The organism is Wohlfahrtiimonas larvae (assembly GCF_002006755.1).
GTDB classification, from domain to species: Bacteria; Pseudomonadota; Gammaproteobacteria; order Cardiobacteriales; family Wohlfahrtiimonadaceae; genus Wohlfahrtiimonas; species Wohlfahrtiimonas larvae.
On sequence record NZ_MVDO01000012.1, the window covers coordinates 1 to 22,553 of the forward strand.

The following is a 22,553-nucleotide window of genomic DNA, read 5'->3' on the forward strand; positions in this document are numbered from 1 at the left end:
AGATGAACAAATTGAAAATATTATTACTGCTGAAAAAACAAGCCCAAATTGTAAAATTGACATTAATTCTCCGGCATGTCGTCAAGATGTTAAGAAAGCCTTAATCATAGGGCTAAAAGATTTTAATGAAGAGACACAGGGGCAAACCGTAGGATTCTTAGTAACAGCAGGATTTTTGGTAGTGTTTAGCTTGACCAGAACACCACAAAAAAGCCCATTTTTATGGGCTTTTGTTTGTTTTGTAGGTTAGGGAAGATTACTTATCTTCATCGCCCCAACATTCTGTATTTTTTAAGCCTTTGATGCTCGATGCTTTAAATACAGGATCTTTGCCTTCTTTCAATTGTTGGTTGAAGTCATCGCTCACAGCAAATGCGATTTTGCTGAGTTTGAAGATGATCACAAGGTTAATGATCGTCATTAAGCCCATGAATACATCTGCCAAATCCCATGCTAATTGCATGTTGATCATCGCGCCAAACATCACCATAGCCAATACGATTAAACGATAAACCAATAGCATGATTTTGTTGCCATTGATGAATTCGATGTTTGTTTCGCCATAGTAGTAGTTACCAATGATGGAGCTGAATGCAAAGAACATCACAGCGATTGCTACGAAGTATTGTGCCCAATTACCCATTTGTAATGCGAGTGAGTTTTGCGTCAATACAACGCCTGTAGTTTCTGGTGTAACGTTGGTATATAGGCCCGATAATAAGATGATGAATGCAGTAGCGGAACACACCATGATGGTATCAAAGAATACGCCCAAGCTTTGAACTAAGCCTTGCTTCGCAGGATGCGTGACGTTTGCAGCAGCTGCCGCATTTGGCACAGAACCCATACCAGCTTCATTGGAGAATAGACCACGACGAACACCTTGCATGATCGCAGCACCGATACCACCGCCTACGATTTCATTGAAGCCGAAAGCATTTGTCACGATTAACATAAACATTTCAGGGACTTTCGTGATATTAGTTACTAAAACATAAATAGCTAAGCCGATATAGAAAATTGCCATCACAGGGACAATTACTTGGGTGAAAGTGACGATACGCTTAACGCCACCAAAGATGATCACTGCCGTTAATACAACCAATACAATACTAATTGCGGTGTAATCAAAGCCAAATGCAGAAGCGAATGAATGGGCGATTGTGTTGGATTGTACTGAGTTGAAGATGAACCCAAATGTGATTGCTAAAAGCACTGCGAATACAACGCCGAGTTTACGTAAGCCTAATGCTTTTTCCATATAGTAAGCAGGGCCACCACGGAATGTATCACCATCTTTAACTTTATAAACCTGAGCCAGTGTGCTTTCGATAAAAGCGGTCGCCATGCCGATGATGGCAATTAACCACATCCAAAAAACTGCGCCCGGCCCACCAATGGCAATGGCTAATGCAACACCTGCGATATTGCCTGTACCTACACGGCTAGCAGCGCTGATTGTGAATGCTTGGAATGCTGAAACGCCATCTGTTCCGGGATTTTTTTCGATAGTCATTTTCAACATTTGTTTAAACAAACGAACTTGGACAAATCGAGTACGGAATGTGAAGTAAAAACCTAGAGATAAAAGGCCGATGATTAGTATATAGGACCAAATAAAGTTATTAAAAGGTCCTGTTAGCCAATTGAGAATGCTCATGAACAATCCTTAAAATATAAAAACTGCATAACTATACAGCAGGTAGCTCATATTTTTTATATATTTCTTTTATAGATTGTACAAATTCTGGTGTGGGTGCTTCAGTTTCAGACAAAGTATAGGTTAAATTAAGTTCTTGCCATTTAGATTCACCAAGATTATGGAAGGGCAGAACTTCAACTCGTTCAATGAGTTTCTTGCCATGTAGTGCCAGAGATTCATCTTGTAGTGATTTGACAAATTGGGCATGTTTTTCAACATCTGCGAGATCATCTGATATGCCAGGCACTAATACATAACGAATCCACATAGGTTTCCCCATTCTAACAAGGCGATGGGCAAAATCTAGCGTAGGCTGTAGAGGTTGCGCGGTTAATGCTTGATATTTTACAGGATCAATATGTTTAATATCTAACATAATAAGATCAATGTTATCAAACCATGTATCATCCAAGTGACCAGCTAAAAATCCTTGAGTATCTAATGCGATGTGTAAGTTGTATTCTTGCTTCACACGGTAGGCGATTTCGCCAATGAAATTGGCTTGCATTAAAGGTTCACCACCAGAAAATGTGACGCCACCCGCAAATTTTAAGAAGCGTGCATATTTACCAATTTCAGTGACGATTTCATCTACAGTTTTGAGCTTGCCATTACGGAGTTTCCAAGTATCAGGATTATGGCAATATAGGCAACGAAATTGGCAACCCGCGCTAAACATCACAAAACGAACACCGGGACCATCCACAGCTGCACCTGTTTCTATGGAGTGAACAAAGCCAGAGAGCTTATTATCTTCGTTGATGACAACTGGTGCAATTACGCCAGCAGGTTTGGTGGAGTTGTCTAAATCTAGTTTCTCAAGCTCTGCAAGGGAAACGGTCGGTATCAAAGTTTGATCTCTGCTCATGCATCACCTTTAATATTTATCATCACAATATAGTTAAATGGCTCTAAGGCTAACTATACGATTAATATCTCGCCTTGCAGGCAAGGTATTAGTGGAATATTTTTAAACTTATTTTACAATAAAAGGGCATACCGTAGTATGCCCCATATCTATATACTGATCAGTATATTATGCTTTCATATGGAATGTACGGTTAATAACGTCCATTTGTTGTTCTTTGGTTAATTTGATGAAATTCACAGCATAACCAGATACACGAACAGTTAATTGTGGGTATTTTTCAGGATGATTCATTGCATCTACTAATGTATCACGATCAAATACGTTAACATTGATGTGGAAACCATCTGCGCCACAGTAACCATCTAAGCAGTTAGCTAAGTTATTCACACGATCAGCCAATGTATTACCTAAAGCCCCTGGTGTTGCTGAAGCTGTCCAGCTGATACCATCCAATGCTGCTTCATAAGGAATTTTAGCAACTGAAGCACCTGCTGCTACGAAACCTGAAGTATCACGGCCATTCATTGGGTTGGCACCTGGTGCAAATGGTTCGCCATCGCGGCGGCCATCTGGCGTATTACCAGTTTTTTTACCATAAACAACGTTAGAAGTGATGGTCAATACTGATTGTGTTGGTACTGAGTTACGGTAAGTTTTCTGTGCTTTCACTTTGTTCATGAAAGATTCAGTCAACATGACGGCAATTTCATCTGCACGCTCATCATTGTTGCCATAAGCTGGGAATTCACCTTCGATTTCAAAGTCAATTGCAATACCTTGTTCATTGCGAACTGGCTTAACTTTTGCGTATTTGATTGCAGCTAATGAGTCCGCCGCAACTGATAAACCAGCGATACCGCAAGCCATCGTACGTAGGATATCACGATCATGCAGTGCCATTTCGATGCGCTCATAAGCATAACGATCATGTGAATAGTGGATTGCATTCAATGCTTTTACATAAGTTTCTGCTAACCAATCCATCATTTTATCGTAAGCTGGCATCACTTTGTCGTATGTTAAAACTTCATCAGTGATTGTGTCGAAACCTTTAGCAACTAATTTACCTGATTTTTCATCCACGCCGCCGTTGATTGCGTATAACAATGCTTTTGCTAAGTTAGCGCGAGCACCGAAGAATTGCATTTGCTTACCGATCGCCATTGCTGATACACAACATGCGATACCGTAATCATCACCCCATTTTGGCATCATCAAATCATCTGATTCATATTGAATTGCACTTGTTTCGATAGAAACTTTAGAACAGAAATCTTTGAAGCCTTTAGGTAATTTTGTTGACCATAAAACGGTTAAGTTTGGCTCTGGTGCTGGTCCTAAGTTATATAATGTGTGTAAGAAACGGAAGCTGTTTTTAGAAACCAATGTGCGGCCATCTTTACCCATCCCGCCGATGGATTCAGTTACCCAAGTTGGATCGCCTGAGAATAATTGGTTGTAATCTTCAGTACGTAAGAAGCGGATGATACGTAATTTAATGACTAAATCATCAATTAGCTCTTGTGCTTCTGATTCTGTGATTTTACCTGCTTTTAGGTCACGCTCAATATATACATCTAAGAATGTAGAAACACGGCCAAATGACATTGCTGCACCATTTTGCTCTTTAGTTGCAGCTAGGTATGCAAAATATGTCCATTGAATTGCTTCTTGTGCTGTTTCAGCAGGGCGACTGATGTCAAAACCATAGCTCATTGCCATTGTTTTTAATTCACCCAATGCACGGATTTGTTCAGACATCTCTTCACGTAAACGTAAAGTATCTTCATTGAACTCCCAGTTATCTGTTTCTGCTTTATCAGCTTCTTTTGCTTTAATTAAGAAATCAACACCATATAATGCTACACGGCGATAGTCACCGATAATACGACCACGGCCATAAGCATCAGGTAAACCTGTGATGACACCAGAAGAACGGCAAGCACGAATCACAGAGTTATACATATCAAATGTTGCTTGGTTGTGATCCTTACGATAGTTAGAATAGATGTTTTCTAATTCAGGGCTTAAAGAACGACCAATTTCTTCTAATGAGTTGGCAACTAAACGGAATCCGCTATTTGGGAATAATCCGCGCTTTAATGGTGCATCTGTTTGTACGCCTACAATTTTTTCTAAATCTTTATTAATATAACCTGCATCAAAAGCATCAATGCGAGAACCTACTTGATCTGCAACATCTAAAACGCCGCCTGGGCATGCACGTTCTTTGGCTAACAATACTGATAATTCTTTCCATAATTGTTCTGTTCTTGCAGTCGGGCCTGCTAAGAAAGAGTCATCCCCTTCATATGGTGTATAGTTATTTTGTATAAAGTCACGCACATCAACTTTTTCTCTCCATTCAGTACCTTTGAAATCATGCCATGCAAGATCAAAGTTTTGGATGTTTTGTGCATTATTGTTTTTCATAATAACTCCTAATCAAAGGTTAAATATTGTTGTCAGAAACAAATGTATTGCTTGTATTTATTATATTCTAATTCTAAATATTTCTTTTCGTTTTTAATGTTTAAATTTACACGTATAAGCAATTTTAGTGCTAAAAATTAAAGTTTTATGCAATTTTGTATTTAAGTAATGTTTATTAATGTAAGTTATAAGTTTTATTAAAAAGTGGTAGAGATAATATTTCATTATCTCTATTTTTTACGCATATTTGTTTCAAGTGATTACCCTTGTAGCATATAAGGTATGAACCAACGAAGGAAGTAAAAGCCCGCAAGAAATACAATGAAATTGATGAGTAGCATTAACATGGCGGATGAATGGCGATGAATAATTTTAACGAGAATAAAAATTGTAGTGATAAAACCGCTAACAACGACAAAGAGCCATGTGGTTAAAATTAACATAAACCCATAATTAAATTCTAAGTTCAATAAGTTGTTGGGTAATGTATCCATATAGGATGCAGAAATTAAGGTGAATGCGCTAAATAAAAATGATAATGCACCAATTGCTAGAGCTATCCTTCTGAATTCGGAATATTCTGAATAGAGTGAATAACATAGTAGGATAGTGATGACGGGGATAAAGGAGATTGGAAATAGTAATGATGGGCGAGAGATGACAAAGCTAACAATCACCAAAAATAGCCAGCCAAGCGCTGTTAAAAAGATATTAGGGCGTGATTTTACTTCACTCATTTTTCTTCCTTTATGATATTAAAATGTATCGCGATATGAATACCTAAATTATACCATTAAAGCGGAAACAGTATATAATGCGCCTTTTTAGTTCAGTAAAAATTTATGTCATCATCTCAAACTCATATCGTGACGGAGAAGTCGCTGTTCTCAATTAGCTGGCCGATCTTCATCGATATTTTCTTACATCTTGTGACGTTGTTGATCAACACTTGGATGATCAGTCATGTTTCTATGCAGATGGTGGCTGCTACGGCTGCAAGTAATCAGTTCTTTGAAACAAGTGTAGCGATTCTTAATTTCATTGGCGTTGGCTGTAGCATTGTTGTGGCCCAATATTTGGGCGCTGGTAATCGAGAAGTTACACGTAAAGCAATACATTTATCCATTACGTTAAATTTACTTTTAGGATTTATCACCTTTTTAGCCATTTGGTTTTTTGGTCGCCCTTTATTAGAAGTGATGAATACACCTGAAACTATTTTAGATATGGCTTATGACTATTTTCATATCATTGGAATTTGTTTGATTTTTGAGGCTGTTGCAATCATTTTAGCATCATGTTTACGTGTGTATGGCTATTCTCAAGCACCGATGTATGTTTCATTGATTATGAATATTGTGACAGTTTTAGGGAATGTTCTTGTCTTGCATGGTCTATTTGGTTTTCCTCAAATGGGATTGCATGGTGTTGCATTATCAACTCTGTTAGGTCGTATGGTGGGCGTTGCTTTGCTATTTTATCTATTATTTTTTGGTATTAAAGTGAAGTTAGAATGGCGAATGTTCTTTCAGTTTCATAAAGGCATTTTAAAACAGATTTTGAAAATTGGCTTGCCATCGGCAGGTGAGAACTTATCATGGACAGCGCAAATGTTAGTGATGCTCGCATTTGTGGGGAAAATGGGCGAAGATGCGTTAGCGGCACATAATATCTATTTACAATTATCATATATGTTAATGCTATTTGCTTTGGCCATTGGTATTGGTAATGAGATTTTAGTTGGGCATTTGGTGGGTGCATCAAGATTCAATGATGCTTACAAGCGAACTTTTAAAAGTTTAAGAACAGGGATGCTTGTGACATTTGCTGTGGTGGTAGTATTCTATTTTGCACGTCATTTTATCGTGGGGCGTTTTACAGATGATCCTGTGATTATGAATTTATTGCTGCCGCTCTTTTTATTATCTATTTTATTGGAAGTTGGGCGTACGCAAAATATTGTAATGGTCAATGCACTTCGTGCAACGGGTGATGCAAAATTCCCATTTTATGCAGCATTAGTATTTATGTGGGGATTGGCAATTCCTGTAGGTTATTTCTTTGGCTTCGTATTAGAAATGGGTTTGATTGGTATATGGATCGGTTTCTTATGTGATGAATGGGTACGTGGTTTAGTGAATGCTTGGCGCTGGAAGTCTCGTAGATGGGAAACTAAACGTTTAAATATAGAACAGACTGTATAATCTAATGTTTTCAGAATTGCTTAAATATCCTAAAACATATGGCTCTTTAAATAATGATTTTTATGCATGGCATAAGGGGCGATCAAAATATGCTGTGTGGGTGCTTGAGTTCAGTGATGATCTATTTTTACAGCGTTATCGAGCAGCGCAGCAACATTTATCTTCATATTTAATTGCTAACTATGTACGTCAGCCGCATATTACATTAGCGCCTTGTGGGTTTTTATCCACTGAAAAACAGCATCATGATGATTATTGCTTAGATGTCATTGAGCAAGATGTTGAAAAGATTTTGTCGTTAGAATTGAATGCAATAGAAGTCGCCATTCGCAATATTTTGATCAGTTATGCAATTGCGCCAGGTTTTGAAGTATTAGATCTTCAGGGGGATTTAAAAAGATTGAATGATAGCTTGGCTAAATACGATCACTTTGAAGAGAATTATGATTATTTTCCTCATGTGACAGTGGGTTTATACAATGATGAATGGCCAACAGATGTGATTTTAGAAGCGTTAAAGCGTTTTGAAATTGAAGAAGATATTACCTTGAAGCTTAATGTAATAAAGCTCGTTTCTTATGTGCCAACTATATCAGGCGGACAATTGAAAGACGAGCTTATGATTAATTTATGGGATCAATCTGTGATTAGATGTCGAGAGTCGCTTTGATTTTTGGTAACACAGTATCCCAATCAATTGGGCTTTTGATCATCTCTTCTTGCAGCTTAATCACTGGAATAAACCAACCCAATTGTTCTACAAGATTGTTGTCGTGTGCGATGTCGATAAACTCATAAGGAATGTGATTTTCTTTGAGGATATCCATAGCTTCTTCACATAAATGACAATCGCTGGTGCCATACAGCAAAATGGGTGAAGTGGTTGTATTGTCTAACATTTTTTATGACCTCACATTTTTAAAACTTCGCCTTGATCGCCTATGATCAAGGCTTTGAGCGCTTTTTATTGCTTTAGTACAATACCATAAAAAAAGAAGCGTGCTATAGCAATCTTAAGGTTTTAAATATGCTTCCACCAATTTCACCCAATAGGATGCAACCACAGGTAAGATTTCATCATTAAAATCATAATGTGCATTGTGCAAAGAGCAACCTTGGGCACCATTTAAACCATTGCCCACAAAGACATAACACCCAGGAACTTTTTGTAACATAAAAGCAAAATCCTCACTGGCTGTGATGGGTTTAAAATCTTGGATGATGTAATCATTACCTAAAAATTCACGCCCAACTTTTTCAGCAAATGCTGTTTCTTTCTCTGAGTTATTGAGTAATGGATAATCACGAATGTATTCAACTTTCGCAGTTGCACCATAGCTTTTGGCTTGATATTCAACGGTATCTTTAATGCGTTGCTCCACAATATCTTGAACATCAGGATTCAGATTACGCACAGTCAATTCCATATGGGCTTCATTGGGAATGATATTGCTTGCTGAACCTGCATGAATCGTACCTGCAGTGATGATGGTTGTTTCCAATGGATTCACATTGCGTGCAACGATTGTTTGTAGTGCCATCACAATTGATGATGCAACAACCACGGGATCAACACTTAAATGGGGCATTGCACCATGTCCGCCTTTGCCTTCAATTGTGATTTTAACAGTATCAGCTGAAGCCATGCTTGGCCCTGCATGAAAGCCAAAATGACCTGCTTCAAAACCTGGCCAGTTATGGAAACCAAAGATTGCATCACAGGGGAATTTTTCAAATAATCCTTCTTGGATCATTTTTTCGGCACCTGCGTAACCTTCTTCTGCAGGTTGGAAAATAACATTAATAGTGCCTTTAAACAGATCCCTGTTTTCTGCTAAATAGCGTGCCGCTGTGAGTAATGTTGCAGTATGTCCATCATGCCCACAAGCGTGCATTTTTCCTTTATTTTGGCTGGCATAGGATAAACTTGTTGCTTCATGAATTGGCAAAGCATCCATATCTGCACGCAAACCAATGCTTGGGCCATCACCATTTTTGAGTTGGCCAACAACGCCAGTTTTGGCAATGTTACGAGTCACTTGATAGCCATATTTTTCTAATAATGAGGCAACTAAAGTACTAGTTTCTGTCTCTTCAAAACTTAATTCAGGGTTGCTATGGATTTTATGGCGAATGGCGATCATTTCATCTTTAAATGCTGCGATGCCAAGTAATACATTATGTTGAAGCATGGTTTCTCCTGTGATGAATCGTTTATAGATAATTAATTTGAATCTAGCATGCTCATACTATGTTTTCAAATAAAAACATTGTTTACATATATGATTAAAAAATAAAAAGCCAAGATTACAAAACCTTGGCTTTTACGTCCAAATAAATTTAAAGGCTTCTAAATCAACTATAGCTTATCTTGTAAGTCATACAATAGGTTTAATGCATCTCTTGGTGTTAAATTATTAATATTAATTGATTTTAAGTGTTCAACCACAGGATGAATCGATTCTGTGAACAGTGACAATTGTGTTTGTACTTGCGGCTCTGCTTTTGCATGTTGTGTTGTTGCAGCAGCAAAAGAGTGTTCTAGTTCATGCAATTTACTTTTTGCCATTTCTATCACTTTTGGCGGAATACCTGCGAGTGCTGCAACTTGTAAACCATAACTTTTGGAGGCTGCACCTTTTTTCACAGCATGCATGAATATGATTTGATCTTTATGTTCTACAGCATCTAAATGCAAGTTCACAATTTCAGGATAGAGGTTTTCGAGCTCTGTCATTTCAAAATAGTGGGTTGCGAAGATCGTCAACGCTTTTAACTGAGTTGTTAAATAAACAGCCGCGCTCCAAGCTAAAGATAAACCATCCAATGTTGATGTACCGCGCCCAACTTCATCCATTAAGACTAAACTTTTTGCTGTTGCATAATGGAGGATCGTTGCAGTTTCTAACATTTCCACCATAAATGTGGATTGCCCTGATGATAGATCATCTTGTGCGCCGATTCGTGTAAAAATACGATCCACAGGGCCAAGTACCGCAGCATCCGCAGGTACAAAAGAGCCAATATAAGCAAGCAGGGTGATCAATGCTGTTTGGCGCATATAGGTGGATTTACCGCCCATGTTTGGCCCAGTCACAATCTGCATACGTTGATTTGGCGTTAATGATGTGCTGTTGGCAATGAATGGGTGTGAAATTGTGGATTCTACAATTGGATGACGACCATTGGTGATCTCAATACCAATGTTATTGCTGAATTCAGGGCGATGCCAATTCAAAGAATTTTTAAGTGTGCAGAAGTTCGTGAAAATATCCACATGAGCGATCGCATCACTCAATAAACGAAGCGCTGTGACATGGGGAATCAACTTATCCAATAACTGATCCCACAATTGTTTTTCAAGGGATAATGCATTCTCTTTGGCATGGAGAATTTTATTTTCGAATTGCTTCAAATCAGGCGTAATATAACGTTCAACACCTTTTAACGTTTGGCGGCGCACATATTCTGTAGGCATTTGATCTGCAAATTGCGTGGGCACTTCAATGTAGTAACCATGTACACGGTTATAGCCTACTTTCAATTGATGAATACCTGTGAGTTTTTTTTGGTCTTCTTCTAATTGCAGTAAGAAATTTTTGCCTTCATGATTGAGCGCTAATAGATCATCTAATTCCGCATTGTAGCCTTTACGAATCACGCCACCATCACGAATCAATACAGGCGGTTCATCTACAATCGCACGTTCCAATAAATCCACTAATTCAGGATGTGCGACTAAATCCTGCAACCAGTCAGGATTAATCACTTGGATTGTATCTGATTGATGAATGATATTGGCAAGCTCAGGAACTTGTTTTAAGCTCTCCTTCAATTGAATCATATCGCGTGGGCGCGCTGATTTCAGTGAAATGCGTGTTGTTAAGCGCTCAATGTCGGAGATTTGCTTCAATAGGGGTTTTAATGTGCTGACATAATGTTCCACGCTTTCAGTTAAATCTAAGCGCTGATTTAAAATGCGTTGATCACGGAGTGGGCGATTGAGCCAACGTGATAATAAGCGTGAACCCATCGGCGTTTGGCAGTGGTCGATTAAGCTTCTTAATGTGTGATCTGTACCACCACTTAATGTACGCTCAATTTCTAAGTTTTTGCGGGTGGTTGTATCTAAAATCAAAGCATCATCAATGTGCTCGATGTGCAAAGTTGTGATGTGTTCTAATTCGCTCTTTTGTGTTTCTTTCGCATACGTTAATAATGCACCTGCTGCCATGATTGGCAAAGCATCATTCGTTAAACCAACGCCTTGTAATGAGTTTAATTTGAAATGGCTCAATAATTTTTCTGCATTGCGGGCTAAATCAAAATGCCAATCAGGATATTTTTGCACGATTGTCATTCTTGAAATGGATTCAGGGATGGCTAATTCTTCTGGCACAATGAGCTCAGAAGGTTGTAAACGGATTAATTCTGAGAGCAATTCAGATTCTGATAATGGATCGGTCAACATAAAACGTGCGCTGGATAAATCCAACCATGATAATAACCATTTGTCATTGACAAAGGCGATGGCTGCCACTTGGTTATCTTTCTTTGTGTCTAATAAATATTCATCTGTTAATGTGCCGGGTGTTAATACACGCACAACTTCACGATTTACAGGGCCTTTGGCAGGTACTTCGCCCACTTGTTCACAAATGGCAACAGATACGCCTGCACGCACAAGCTTTGCTAAATAGCTTTCAGAAGCGTGGTGAGGAATCCCCGCCATTGGGATAGGTTCACCTGCGGATTGCCCACGAGCTGTCAATGTAATATCGAGAAGTTTCGCAGCTCGTTTCGCATCATCATAAAACAGTTCGTAAAAATCCCCCATGCGATAAAACAATAGCATGTTTGGGTAAGATGATTTGATGCTTAAATATTGCTGCATCATGGGCGTATGAGTCGTGGCTTTCTCTTGTTTTGTCATTGGTTCTGCTCTAAAAATAAAATCCTATCTATAATGTTTTATAGCAAATCATTACAGTCACTATTGTGAAATGATAGTAATCATAACATTTTGAGGCACGAATAGAGAGATACTTCTATGAGCAAAAATTTATAATATAAATTATATTGGATATAGTCTAATTTAGACTAGGATTCTAAAATAATAGAGGTTTCTTATGTTGAATGAAGAACAACTAGATAACTTATACAATTGGGCATTACAAACACAATTTCAATTTTCTTTAAACACTATGTGGTTTAATTTTTGTATAGAATTGCAGAAAATTGACGAGCAATATGATTTCGAAAGTGTCTCGGGTTTTCAACTTAGGACTCAGGCTTTTTTTAGTTTATTAGAAAAGATGCTTTTAAATGAAAAAGTGAAATTTAATTATATGGGGACAAAAAATCTAGTTAATTTACCAGTTAAAGAACAATTGAGATTAATTGAAAATAAATGGCCATGTTTTCCTTATATAAATGAGGATAATGATCTAGATGACTTAGGTCTGTGGTGGTGGATTTATTGTCCTGTCGGGATTGTTTGGATTGTATCTGATGGAAATTATGTTTGGACTTGATTTTTATTATTGAGTAGATGCATTGCTATAGTGTTATTAATAAAGTTTGAGAATGATAAAATTAGGTGATGTTTGATTGTTAAAGCATTATATATTTAATTTAAACTTGAATATGACTTGAATTAAAAATCAGCACAAAAAATGTGAATTATTGTAAAAGTATTTGCATCAAAAAAGAAAGTGTTGCACATTATACGCTTCATTTGTCACTATAGAGGAAGTATATGGAAGTTCTGCTGGACCCGTCGATATGGGTTTCGCTTATAATCTTAATCGTTTTAGAAATCGTTTTAGGTATAGATAATTTAATTTTTATCGCGATTCTCTCTAATAAACTTCCACCTCGTCAAAGAAACCACGCAAGAATCACAGGCTTAAGTTTAGCTTTAGTTATGCGTATTGGTTTATTGTCCGTCATGACGTGGATGATTACTCTGACAAATCCGATTTTTACTGACCCCATTTTTCAACACTCTTTCTCTGTGCGAGATCTGATTATGATCTTTGGCGGTTTTTTCTTATTGCAAAAAGCAACGAAAGAACTTCATGAGCGCATTGAAGGTGGCGTTATTATCGAAGGCAAGTCGAAGGGCTATGCTAAATTCTGGCCGATTGTTTTACAAATTATTGTGTTAGATGCAGTATTCTCATTTGATGCAGTGATTACCGCAACAAGTATTGCTAAACATTTATGGGTAATGATCACAGCAGTGACAATCTCTATGGGATTGATGTTATTTGCTGCGCGTCCATTGACTGAATTTGTGAATCGACATCCAACCATTGTGGTTTTATGTTTAAGTTTCCTTTTAATGATTGGTTTAAGCCTGATCATGGAAGGGTTTGGTGTAGAAGTACCTAAAGGCTATATTTATGCGGCAATTGGCTTCTCTGTATTTATTGAGCTGATCAACCAATTGATTAATAGAAATATTTTAAAGCGTGAAAGTAAATATTCACGTCGTGAGCGTGCGGCTAATTTAGTCTTGAAAATGTTGGGTACTAATGATAAATCTGAAGAGCATGAAGAAGAAGAGGCCGAAGATAACCCAATTGATGCAGAATTAGAAGAGCTCTTTGGTGAAGATGAACGAAATATGGTGAGCGGCGTTTTAACCTTAGGCGATCGTGTGATTCGTTCAATTATGACACCACGAAATGATATTTCATGGATCAATATTCATTCCTCTAAAGAGGAAATTCTAGCGCAAGTCAAAGAGATTCCTCATAATTATTTTCCTGTATGTGATGGTAGTTTAGATGAAGTGATCGGTGTTGCGCGTGCAAAGGACATCATTTCAGATTTAATGACCACAGGTGAATTAGATCGTGAAACGACAATTAAACAAGCCATTTATTCACATCGTTCAACGACAGTTTTAAAGATGATGGATATTTTCCGCCATACAAGTGGGCATATGGTCATTGTGACAGATGATTTTGGTTCTATTCATGGTGTGATTACATTATTAGATATTATCGAAGCAATTGCAGGTGAATTCCCTGATGAGGATGAAAAAGCATCCATTGAAGAAGTGGGTGAAAATGAATGGATAGTCGCTGGTTCATGTGATCTTCATTTGGTGGAACAAACATTGGGGGTTCGTGGTTTAGTGGATGAAGAAGATGACTATAGTTCTTTAGGAGGATTATTGGTGGATATTTTTGATAAGGTACCATCTATAGGAGATTCTTTAGAGCTGCAAGGTTATCAATTCACAGCACGAGAAGTGGATGATCGTCGAATATTAAGTGTACATGTGACTAAACCAAAAATGGAAATGTTGTAGTATACTTGCTATTTTACAGTGTTACTTCAGGGTGAGATCATGCAAAATGATGCAAATATATTACAACGCTTTTTATTTGAGAATCTTCCGATTCGTGGTGAGCGCATCCGTTTAACAACATCATGGCAAGAAGTTTTAGAAAGACGTGAGTATCCTGAAGTTGTTAAAAAATATTTAGGTGAGTTAGTTGCAACTGCAGCATTATTAAGTGCAACCATTAAGATTGAAGGCAAAATGACGCTTCAGATTGAAGCAACGGGCGCTTTGAATATGTTGGTTGTGCAAATTACACATGATGGAGGCTTCCGCGCAACTGCAACCTATCAAGATGATTTACCTGAAAATGCAACTTTTAAAGAGTTGACGGAAGGTGGTCGTGTTGTGATTACAATCGAAAATGCTCATTCAATTGAAAGTAGTTATCAAGGCGTAATCCCGTTGATTGATGATTCAATCAGTGCTGCAATTGAGCGCTATTTTGAGACATCCGAGCAGTTACGTACATCTCTATTCTTGCGTAATACAGAAACAACATTGGGTGGATTATTGCTTCAACGTATTCCAGGCGAAATGGAAGATGAAGATGCTTATAATCGCGTTTGTCATTTAGCAGATACCGTGACAGCAGAAGAACTGGATGAATTAGATACACAAACATTATTGTATCGTTTGTATTCAGAAGATGATGTCCGTTTATTTGAAGAAGAGTCATTGCATTTTCAATGTCAATGTTCTCGTGATCGTTCCATAGGTGTATTGAAACAATTCTCAATTGATGAGCTTAAAAATATTATTACCGAAGAAGGGCAAGTAAGTGTTGCATGTGAATTCTGTGGTAAATCTTATGATTTTGGTGAGCAAAATTTAAAAGAGATTGAAAATGCCTAATGTCAAAGAGAAAGAAAGAATCTCTATCGCAATTACAGGCGCTTCTGGTGTTCAATATAGTTTACGTTTAATTGAAGTATTATTATCTTATGGTTATCCATTAAATATTGTTATTAGCAAAGCTGCTTTATTAGTTTTTGCGATGGAGATGGATATTCAGTTGGGTAGCCAGCCACAGGTTCAAAAAGAACGTTTATTATCGTTGGTTCAATGTGATGATCCAACCTTAGTGACTGTTTATGGGATTGAAGATTGGAGTGCCCCAATGGCATCAGGCTCTAATGTTTCTAAAGCAATGGTGATTGTACCTGCCACAACGGGAACATTGAGCGCAGTAGCAACAGGGCAATCTAATAATTTAATTGAGCGTGCTGCGGATGTTATGATGAAAGAGCGCAAGCCTCTAGTCATTGTGCTTCGAGAAACACCTTTGAATGCCATTCATTTAAAAAATATGTTAACGTTAACCGAAGCAGGTGCAATTGTTATGCCTGCTAATCCTGGTTTTTATCATATGCCGCAAACAGTGAATGACATCATTGATTTTATGGTGGCTAGAATTTTAGATCAGCTGGATATTGAACATAATCTCATGAATAAATGGGGCGATTTAAAATAAGTTAATTTTAAGGATAGACAGTGGAACAATCGAAATATCAAGCATTTTTTCATGGCGAATTGAAAACTGGGCATTCAAAAGAAATGGCCATACGAGCCTTGGCAGGTGCTTATCAAAAAGAAGATGACTTTTTTGAATCATGGTTTTCAGGAGATAAGATTGTTGTTAAGAAAGAAGCAACCTTAGAGGAAGCCGAATATATTCGCGACTATTTGGGGGATTTGGGATTGATGATTCAGATTGAGCCATTGAATCAAGATCGCCAAACTATTGAGGATGTTGAAAAAGAAACTGAGCAATTATTAGAAGATGCCTTTGCTAAAATTCAGCAAACATTGAAAGATGTTCAGTCAACAGATGCTCATGAACCAAAGAAAATTGTTGTTCGTGTGCAACCAGCACCTATGATGAAGCGTGCTATGGCATATTTATTAGATATTATTATTTGTATGATTATTTCTAATCTATTATTAGAATTAGTATTAGGGCCATTAGGTTTATTCAATACAATGCCTATTCACGAATTATCTCTAGCCATGAATAATGCAACTACTCAAGAAGACATCCGAAATATTGTCGATAGTTATATGGGGAATGATGAATTTGCCAGTTTAATTATGCAGATGATGTTTTTTGTATTTGCCATTCAAGTATTATATTTTGGTATTTTAGATAGCAAATATAATGCGACTTTGGGTAAAAAATTATTTAGAATTAAGGTTTATTCCTTAGTTTCTCCGCAAATTTTGCTAAGACAAGCTGCATTGCGACAAGTTTTCATTATTGTTGCATTTTTTATTCTAGCAACCTTTTTGGGTAGTATTGGTTTGTTGATTCTATTGGGTATTTTTATCATGGGTGCTTATGATAAACGAGGATTAAAACAAACATTATTTGATCGTTTGACTGCAACCGTTGTGGGTATTGATCAATCAAAGCGATAAGATTAAATAGTTGAAATGTTATTTTTTTAGTATGATAGAGCTTTGATTATCACCTTTATCAGATATAAAAACGCGAATAAGGAAATAGGTATGCTTGGATCAATCGGATCTATTATTTTACTCATAATCATTGTAGGTTGTATCGTCTATTGGTTTGTATTGAAAAAACAAATTGATGAGGAAGATGGCGATAGAATAGAGCCTAGTATTGATAGTAGTTTTTCTGAATTTAGTCAGAAAGAATTACCGAAAGATCAGGATAAAGATATGTTTGAGGATGATGGGAATGACATTGTTGCATCCAATGCTGTCAAAACTGAAGAAACTATCGAATCCGTCTCTCAAAAAGATATTCATGAAGAAAAAGTTCAAAGCGAGCAAGATGATCTGATTACTGAGGCTCAGTCTGTATCTGTAGAAGCGGAAGTTAAGAAAGGTTTCTTTGCGCGTATGAAAGAATCTTTGATGGGAAATAAAGAAGTTGTTTCATCTGCTAATGAAGAAAACCTTGCACGCCCTGCGGCTATTCGAACTGTTGCTTTGATTTTAAAAGCTCCTGATGATCAGCCCTATTTAGGCCAAGAAGTTTTGGAAGTAGGTCATGATCTTAAGTTAATGATTGGTGGCGAAGGATTTTTGCAGCAGATTGTGACAACATATTTAGGCGATGAACCGATGTATAGCATTGCGCATATGATTCATCCTGGTAGTTTCAATGACCCAGAAATTTTAAAAGCGGAAATCCCAGGTTTATTGTTCTTTGCTCAAATTCCTGGGCCAGATGCACACATGAATACAGTGCAGTATATGTTGAAAGCTGCGGCATTTTTTGGTCAAGAGTTAGGTGGTACACTTTTGGATGAAAATCAACGACCTGTTGATCAAGAGTATGTGCAAAAATTATTATCAGATATTAGTGAAATTGAACAGCAAGCTTGGGCAAAGCATCGAGCAAATCATTAAGTATTAATATTATGAAAGAAAGATAAAAAGTGTTCTTAAATAAATTTTAAGAACATTTTTTATGGACGAAAGATTAATTAAGTTAGGGAAGAAAAATGAGTGATTCAATTAGGGATCGTATTGCCGAATTAGTGGCAGAAATTAATCGACAAAATTATAACTACCATGTATTGGATCAAATTGAGCTCACTGATTCAGAGTTTGATGCGCTTTTTCTTGAATTAAAAACATTGGAAGCAGAGCATCCAGAGTTAATTTTACCAAACTCGCCCACGCAAAAAGTGGGGGGTATGATTTTAAAGGAATTTAATCAAATTACGCATGAAATGCCTATGTTGTCATTGGATAATGCATTTAATGAAGATGATGTAATGAGGTTTGATGAACGGATTCGTGAAAAGTTGACATCATCTGAATTGGCAACATTAACTTATTGGGCAGAGCCAAAATTAGATGGTTTGGCAATTAGTATTCTATATGAAAATGGCCGTTTGGTGCGTGCAGCAACGAGAGGTGATGGTATACAAGGCGAAGATGTGACGGAGAATGTTAAGACCATTCAAAGCATTCCATTGGTATTAACTGGGAATTTTCCTGCACGATTAGAGGTGCGTGGTGAAGCATTTATGCGTAAGTCAGTATTTGAAAAATTGAATTTAGCGCGTTTGAAGAAAAATGAGAAACCATTTGCTAATCCTCGTAATGCCGCAGCTGGCAGTATTCGTCAGCTGGATTCCAAAATTGCGGCAGAACGTCAATTAAGTTTTTATGCTTATGGGATTGGTATCATTGAAGAAAATCCTCAAGAATTTACAGCGCACTCAGAAGCATTGATAGGCTTGCAATCATTGGGGTTGCCTGTTTGTCCATTGAATCAAAGTGCGAAAAATGTGAAGGATTTGATTGCTTATCAAGAGAAAATTTTGTCGAATCGTGATCAATTACCGTATGAGATTGATGGTGTTGTTTACAAAGTGGATCAATATGCACTGCAAGAAAAGTTAGGGTTTGTTTCCCGTGCACCACGTTTTGCAATTGCCCATAAGTTTTTAGCAATGGAAGCGCGCACAACATTGTTGGATGTGGATTTTCAAGTAGGTAGAACGGGTTCAATTACGCCAGTTGCGCGTTTGGAACCTGTGAATGTTGCAGGCGTAATGGTATCAAATGCAACATTGCATAACGAAGATGAAATTAATCGCTTACAAGTGATGATTGGTGATGAAGTGATGATTCGCCGCGCAGGCGATGTGATTCCTCAAGTAATCCGAGTTGTGTTGGAGCATCGTGATGAAAATGTTCGTCCAATTCTATTTCCAAAAACTTGCCCTGTATGTGATTCAGCAATTGAACGTGTGGAAGGTGAAGCGGTTGCCCGTTGCACAGGTGGATTCAGCTGTAAGGCACAACGCATTGAGCGCTTAAAGCATTTCGTATCTCGTAAAGCGATGGATATCGAAGGTTTGGGTGAAAAATGGTTAGAGATTTTTGTGAATGAAAATCTAGTAACAGATCCTGCTGATTTATATGTGTTAAATAAAGCTCAATTATTAGAGTTGCCAAGAATGGGGGAGAAATCTGCAGATAATATTTTGGCAAGTATCGAAGGTAGTAAACAACCTAAATTTAGTGCATTTTTATATTCATTGGGTATTCGTGAAATTGGAGAAGCAACAGCACGTGTATTGGCAGATCAGTATGCATCATTAGAAGCATTGCAAAATGAAACGGCTGAGAACTTTCAAAAAATTGATGATATTGGTCCTGTGATGGCGAATCATTTGGTGGAATTTTTCCGTAACGAAGCTAGTCAACAATTATTACAGCGTTTAACAAGCTTTGTAGAAATTCAATACCCTGCACCCATTGCTAATGCAGGTGATTTACCACTATCAGGTGAAACTTGGGTTGCAACAGGATCATTGGCACATTTTTCCCGTGATGGCATTAAGGATCGCTTGATTGAGTTAGGGGCAAAAGTTGCTAGCTCTGTTTCTAAAAATACAACAGTTGTCTTGGCAGGCGAGAAAGCTGGCTCTAAATTGTCAAAAGCTGAAGAATTGGGAATCACGGTGATGAATGAAGAAGAATTCTTGGCGAAATATCCTTTGTAATGAATATTAAACCGATTGCGATCATTGAGGGATGCTATCCTGAAAAATTTGGTATTCCTCGTCAAGCAAGGCTTGTGACATCGGCGGAAGCTGAGATTAAATTGATTCCGCCTTATCAATCTAAAGACTTTTTGGATGGCTTAGAGAACTATAGCCATATTTGGTTGATTTTTGGTTTTCATCAAAATGAATGGCAGGGTGATGCAAAGGTTCGGCCACAGCGTTTAGGTGGTAATCAAAAAATGGGGGTATTCGCAACACGTAGCCCATATCGTCCGAATGGCCTAGGATTATCTGCTGTGAAAATTGTATCGATTGATTATGATAATGTGATGATCACAGTGGAAGGGCATGATCTTGTGAATGGTACGCCTATTTATGATATTAAGCCGTACATTCCATTTACGGATAGCATTTTGGATGCTGAATCACAATTTGCCAAGGAAGCACCTGAAAATTGCAGGGTAAGTATTCATGCATCTGCACAAATGGCATTTAATTTATTGGATGAAAAAGCAAAGGATCTGATTCAATCTGTGATTGCTCAGAATCCTTTGCCACCATATCATCAAAATCTAGATCGCATTTATGGGATTGCTATTTTAGATTTAAACGTCCGCTTTAAACGTAATCAGCATGGCTTTGAAATTTTAGAAATTCATCGGAACTTCTAAAATTAAGACTTTAGCTGTATTGATTTTAGTTGTTACTGCAAATTCTGCCAAATCATCAAACATAATTGCATCTTTTGTATTGAGTTTTTCATCTCGTACCATTGCATCACCTTCTAGAATAAAGATGTATGTACCATTATTTGCATCATGCTTTTGATATTTTACAGCTGTATTTGCATCTATAGTTGCCAATGAGAACCATGCATTTTGATGAATCCAAACGCTATCTTTAGTATTACGATCAGGTGATAGTAATGTGAGGAAATTGTTGTGGCTTTGATCAAAATTAATGGTTTTTTGTTGGTAGCGAGGTGTGACATTTCTTTCATTTGGGAAAACCCAAATTTGTAAGAAATTTACATCTGTATCTGCATTGGCATTATATTCGCTGTGAACGATGCCAGTACCAGCACTCATCACTTGAATATCACCATTTTTGATCACTTTTTCATTACCATTGCTATCTTTGTGTGCTAAATCGCCTGATAACGGAATAGAAATAATTTCCATATTATCATGTGGATGCGAACCAAAACCGCGACCACCCATCACAACGTCATCATTGATCACGCGTAAAGCACCAAAATGAACCCATTCAGGATTTTGATAATTGGCAAAGCTAAAGGAATGATGGCTTTTTAACCAACCATGAGAAGCGTAGCCACGATCTTCACTGCGTAAGATTTTGTAGTTTTTCATTGCATTGTTTCCTTTTTGGAATAATTAAAAGATTGAAGCTATTATAAGTCATAAAATAGTCGATTATCGTTTCAATTATGGAACTATGTTTGCCAAAATTGCATAATTATCACAGCAAAGGATGTGGAAAATCTGTAAACTTGAGCTGAAAAGTTTAAAGTGAAGATGATATGAAAGATTGTAAGGTTAAAGCCGTATTGATCGATTTAGATGGCACATTAGTCAATACTTTGCCAGATCGTATTACGGCGATTCAATATGGATTAAAAAGATTGGGTTTACCTGCGATAGATGATCAGAATGTACAACATTACATTGGTGATGGCGTTTGGTTATTAGCTGAGCGAGCCTTGCAGGAAAGCTTAGAGAATAACTTAGATCGCATTACTGATGAACTCATTCAAGCTTTAGCAGATGAATATGAAGCTTATTATTTGGCGCATATTTGTGAGCAAACTGTTTTATCTAAAGGTGCATTAGAATTATTACAAGCATTGAAAGAGCGTAATATTGCCATTGCTTTAATTACCAATAAGAAAAATGAACTGACATATGCATTATTGAAATCTTTGAATGTTTATAAATACTTTGATGTGATCATTGCTGGGCAAGATGGTGCACATAAGCCTGCGCCTGATTTGTTATTAAAAGCATTGCAAGCGCTGAATATTGGAGTAATAGATGCTGTGATGATTGGTGATTCATTGGATGATCGAGAAGCTGCAAAATTAGCAAGTGTTGATATGATTGGTGTTGCCTTTGGTTATCGGCCATTAACAAAAAATGATGTGCAATACTTAATGGATGATTTGCAAGAAGCCTTGCCATATTTGATGAACAAAGAAGGATGATATGAAAAAATTAGCACCGATTATGTTTGTGGGCACAGGCAGTGATGTTGGGAAAAGTGTGATTACTACTGGTTTCTGTCGCATCTTTAAACAAGATGGTTATCAACCTGCGCCGTTTAAAGCGCAGAATATGTCCAATTTTAGTGTGATATTAGACGATGGTACAGAAATGGCGATTGCACAATCCACACAAGCAGAAGCCGCAGGCATTTCGCCAACTGTGGATATGAATCCTATTATGTTGAAACCTACGGCAGATCATCAAAG

At 37.4% G+C, this 22,553-nt stretch carries 21 protein-coding genes; 13 read left to right on the forward strand and 8 right to left on the reverse strand.

The features are described from left to right. Positions 1-250: hypothetical protein (locus BZK14_RS13165; protein ID WP_171973605.1), on the forward strand; the 250-nt coding region annotated here is incomplete at its 5' end. A gap of 6 nt (positions 251-256) precedes the next feature. Here the strand turns inward: BZK14_RS13165 and BZK14_RS00740 are convergent. The 4 genes from BZK14_RS00740 to BZK14_RS00755 all read right to left on the reverse strand — a co-directional run bounded on the left by BZK14_RS00740 (position 257) and on the right by BZK14_RS00755 (position 5,743). Further along, positions 257-1,660, reverse strand: coding sequence for an alanine/glycine:cation symporter family protein (locus BZK14_RS00740; protein ID WP_077924700.1), 1,404 nt, complete (start codon positions 1,658-1,660; stop codon positions 257-259). Positions 1,661-1,691: 31 nt separating this feature from the next. Further along, positions 1,692-2,570 (reverse strand): pyruvate formate-lyase-activating protein, encoded by an 879-nt coding sequence (gene pflA / locus BZK14_RS00745; RefSeq protein WP_077924701.1) that lies wholly within the window; start codon positions 2,568-2,570, stop codon positions 1,692-1,694. 168 nt (positions 2,571-2,738) lie between these two features. After that, positions 2,739-5,006 carry a formate C-acetyltransferase gene (pflB, locus tag BZK14_RS00750; RefSeq protein WP_077924702.1) on the reverse strand — a complete coding sequence of 756 codons (2,268 nt, stop codon included), beginning with the start codon at positions 5,004-5,006 and terminating at the stop codon, positions 2,739-2,741. A gap of 260 nt (positions 5,007-5,266) precedes the next feature. Beyond that, positions 5,267-5,743, reverse strand: a complete 477-nt coding sequence (locus BZK14_RS00755) for a hypothetical protein (protein WP_077924703.1) — start codon at positions 5,741-5,743, stop codon at positions 5,267-5,269. A 105-nt stretch (positions 5,744-5,848) separates the two neighbouring features. Here BZK14_RS00755 and BZK14_RS00760 point away from each other — a divergent pair, with 105 nt between their 5' ends. Further along, on the forward strand, positions 5,849-7,210 hold the full coding sequence (locus BZK14_RS00760; protein WP_077924704.1) for an MATE family efflux transporter: 1,362 nt from the start codon (positions 5,849-5,851) through the stop codon (positions 7,208-7,210). A 4-nt stretch (positions 7,211-7,214) separates the two neighbouring features. Next, positions 7,215-7,880, forward strand: coding sequence for a 2'-5' RNA ligase family protein (locus BZK14_RS00765; RefSeq protein ID WP_077924705.1), 666 nt, complete (start codon positions 7,215-7,217; stop codon positions 7,878-7,880). Here the strand turns inward: BZK14_RS00765 and BZK14_RS00770 are convergent. From BZK14_RS00770 to mutS, 3 genes are all read right to left on the reverse strand, one after another. Continuing rightward, positions 7,858-8,109: a glutaredoxin family protein gene (locus BZK14_RS00770; protein WP_077924706.1), complete on the reverse strand. Its 252-nt coding sequence runs from the start codon at positions 8,107-8,109 to the stop codon at positions 7,858-7,860. The genes BZK14_RS00765 and BZK14_RS00770 overlap by 23 nt on opposite strands. Positions 8,110-8,223: 114 nt before the next feature. Beyond that, on the reverse strand, positions 8,224-9,402 hold the full coding sequence (locus BZK14_RS00775; RefSeq protein WP_077924707.1) for a M20 aminoacylase family protein: 1,179 nt from the start codon (positions 9,400-9,402) through the stop codon (positions 8,224-8,226). A gap of 167 nt (positions 9,403-9,569) precedes the next feature. After that, positions 9,570-12,143, reverse strand: coding sequence for a DNA mismatch repair protein MutS (gene mutS / locus BZK14_RS00780; RefSeq protein ID WP_077924708.1), 2,574 nt, complete (start codon positions 12,141-12,143; stop codon positions 9,570-9,572). A gap of 196 nt (positions 12,144-12,339) precedes the next feature. On the opposite strand from mutS, the gene BZK14_RS00785 reads away from it, so the two are divergent. The 8 genes from BZK14_RS00785 (at position 12,340) to tsaA (ending at position 20,736) form a co-directional block, all read left to right on the forward strand. Beyond that, positions 12,340-12,744, forward strand: a complete 405-nt coding sequence (locus BZK14_RS00785) for a DUF596 domain-containing protein (protein ID WP_077924709.1) — start codon at positions 12,340-12,342, stop codon at positions 12,742-12,744. Positions 12,745-12,968: 224 nt separating this feature from the next. Beyond that, positions 12,969-14,534, forward strand: coding sequence for a TerC family protein (locus BZK14_RS00790; RefSeq protein ID WP_077924710.1), 1,566 nt, complete (start codon positions 12,969-12,971; stop codon positions 14,532-14,534). 39 nt (positions 14,535-14,573) lie between these two features. Then, positions 14,574-15,422, forward strand: coding sequence for an Hsp33 family molecular chaperone HslO (hslO, locus tag BZK14_RS00795; protein WP_077924711.1), 849 nt, complete (start codon positions 14,574-14,576; stop codon positions 15,420-15,422). Beyond that, the gene (locus BZK14_RS00800) at positions 15,415-16,041 is read left to right on the forward strand and encodes a UbiX family flavin prenyltransferase (protein WP_077924712.1); all 627 of its coding nucleotides are present in this window, start codon (positions 15,415-15,417) and stop codon (positions 16,039-16,041) included. The genes hslO and BZK14_RS00800 overlap by 8 nt, the downstream gene beginning before the upstream one ends. A gap of 20 nt (positions 16,042-16,061) precedes the next feature. Then, on the forward strand, positions 16,062-16,985 hold the full coding sequence (locus BZK14_RS00805; protein ID WP_077924713.1) for an RDD family protein: 924 nt from the start codon (positions 16,062-16,064) through the stop codon (positions 16,983-16,985). 90 nt (positions 16,986-17,075) lie between these two features. Then, complete coding sequence (locus tag BZK14_RS00810; RefSeq protein WP_077924714.1) at positions 17,076-17,948, forward strand: cell division protein ZipA C-terminal FtsZ-binding domain-containing protein; 873 nt, start codon at positions 17,076-17,078, stop codon at positions 17,946-17,948. Positions 17,949-18,043: 95 nt separating this feature from the next. Then, positions 18,044-20,062: an NAD-dependent DNA ligase LigA gene (gene ligA, locus BZK14_RS00815; protein WP_077924715.1), complete on the forward strand. Its 2,019-nt coding sequence runs from the start codon at positions 18,044-18,046 to the stop codon at positions 20,060-20,062. Then, positions 20,062-20,736, forward strand: a complete 675-nt coding sequence (gene tsaA, locus BZK14_RS00820; RefSeq protein WP_077924716.1) for a tRNA (N6-threonylcarbamoyladenosine(37)-N6)-methyltransferase TrmO — start codon at positions 20,062-20,064, stop codon at positions 20,734-20,736. Before ligA ends, tsaA begins: the two co-directional genes overlap by 1 nt. Here the strand turns inward: tsaA and BZK14_RS00825 are convergent. After that, positions 20,713-21,435 (reverse strand): pirin family protein, encoded by a 723-nt coding sequence (locus tag BZK14_RS00825; RefSeq protein ID WP_077924717.1) that lies wholly within the window; start codon positions 21,433-21,435, stop codon positions 20,713-20,715. The two genes, tsaA and BZK14_RS00825, sit on opposite strands and share 24 nt — an antisense overlap. A 170-nt stretch (positions 21,436-21,605) precedes the next feature. On the opposite strand from BZK14_RS00825, the gene BZK14_RS00830 reads away from it, so the two are divergent. Together BZK14_RS00830 and BZK14_RS00835 are read left to right on the forward strand one after the other, a co-directional pair. Further along, a complete protein-coding gene (locus BZK14_RS00830) occupies positions 21,606-22,286 on the forward strand; it encodes an HAD family hydrolase (protein ID WP_077924718.1) in 681 nt (226 codons plus the stop codon). A 1-nt stretch (position 22,287) separates the two neighbouring features. Next, a partial coding sequence (locus tag BZK14_RS00835; RefSeq protein WP_483887729.1) for a nucleotide-binding protein occupies positions 22,288-22,553 on the forward strand: 266 nt, incomplete at its 3' end.

Bases quoted from the DNA above. Each gene is read 5' to 3' on its own strand.
- pflB (WP_077924702.1), bottom strand. From the start codon at position 5,006: ATGAAAAACAATAATGCACAAAACATCCAAAACTTTGATCTTGCATGG.
- BZK14_RS00740 (WP_077924700.1), bottom strand. From the start codon at position 1,660: ATGAGCATTCTCAATTGGCTAACAGGACCTTTTAATAACTTTATTTGG.
- BZK14_RS00785 (WP_077924709.1), top strand. From the start codon at position 12,340: ATGTTGAATGAAGAACAACTAGATAACTTATACAATTGGGCATTACAA.
- BZK14_RS00775 (WP_077924707.1), bottom strand. From the start codon at position 9,402: ATGCTTCAACATAATGTATTACTTGGCATCGCAGCATTTAAAGATGAA.
- BZK14_RS00770 (WP_077924706.1), bottom strand. From the start codon at position 8,109: ATGTTAGACAATACAACCACTTCACCCATTTTGCTGTATGGCACCAGC.
- hslO (WP_077924711.1), top strand. From the start codon at position 14,574: ATGCAAAATGATGCAAATATATTACAACGCTTTTTATTTGAGAATCTT.
- ligA (WP_077924715.1), top strand. From the start codon at position 18,044: ATGAGTGATTCAATTAGGGATCGTATTGCCGAATTAGTGGCAGAAATT.
- BZK14_RS00800 (WP_077924712.1), top strand. From the start codon at position 15,415: ATGCCTAATGTCAAAGAGAAAGAAAGAATCTCTATCGCAATTACAGGC.
- pflA (WP_077924701.1), bottom strand. From the start codon at position 2,570: ATGAGCAGAGATCAAACTTTGATACCGACCGTTTCCCTTGCAGAGCTT.
- BZK14_RS00760 (WP_077924704.1), top strand. From the start codon at position 5,849: ATGTCATCATCTCAAACTCATATCGTGACGGAGAAGTCGCTGTTCTCA.
- BZK14_RS00765 (WP_077924705.1), top strand. From the start codon at position 7,215: ATGTTTTCAGAATTGCTTAAATATCCTAAAACATATGGCTCTTTAAAT.
- BZK14_RS00825 (WP_077924717.1), bottom strand. From the start codon at position 21,435: ATGAAAAACTACAAAATCTTACGCAGTGAAGATCGTGGCTACGCTTCT.
- BZK14_RS00830 (WP_077924718.1), top strand. From the start codon at position 21,606: ATGAAAGATTGTAAGGTTAAAGCCGTATTGATCGATTTAGATGGCACA.
- mutS (WP_077924708.1), bottom strand. From the start codon at position 12,143: ATGACAAAACAAGAGAAAGCCACGACTCATACGCCCATGATGCAGCAA.
- tsaA (WP_077924716.1), top strand. From the start codon at position 20,062: ATGAATATTAAACCGATTGCGATCATTGAGGGATGCTATCCTGAAAAA.
- BZK14_RS00755 (WP_077924703.1), bottom strand. From the start codon at position 5,743: ATGAGTGAAGTAAAATCACGCCCTAATATCTTTTTAACAGCGCTTGGC.
- BZK14_RS00810 (WP_077924714.1), top strand. From the start codon at position 17,076: ATGCTTGGATCAATCGGATCTATTATTTTACTCATAATCATTGTAGGT.
- BZK14_RS00790 (WP_077924710.1), top strand. From the start codon at position 12,969: ATGGAAGTTCTGCTGGACCCGTCGATATGGGTTTCGCTTATAATCTTA.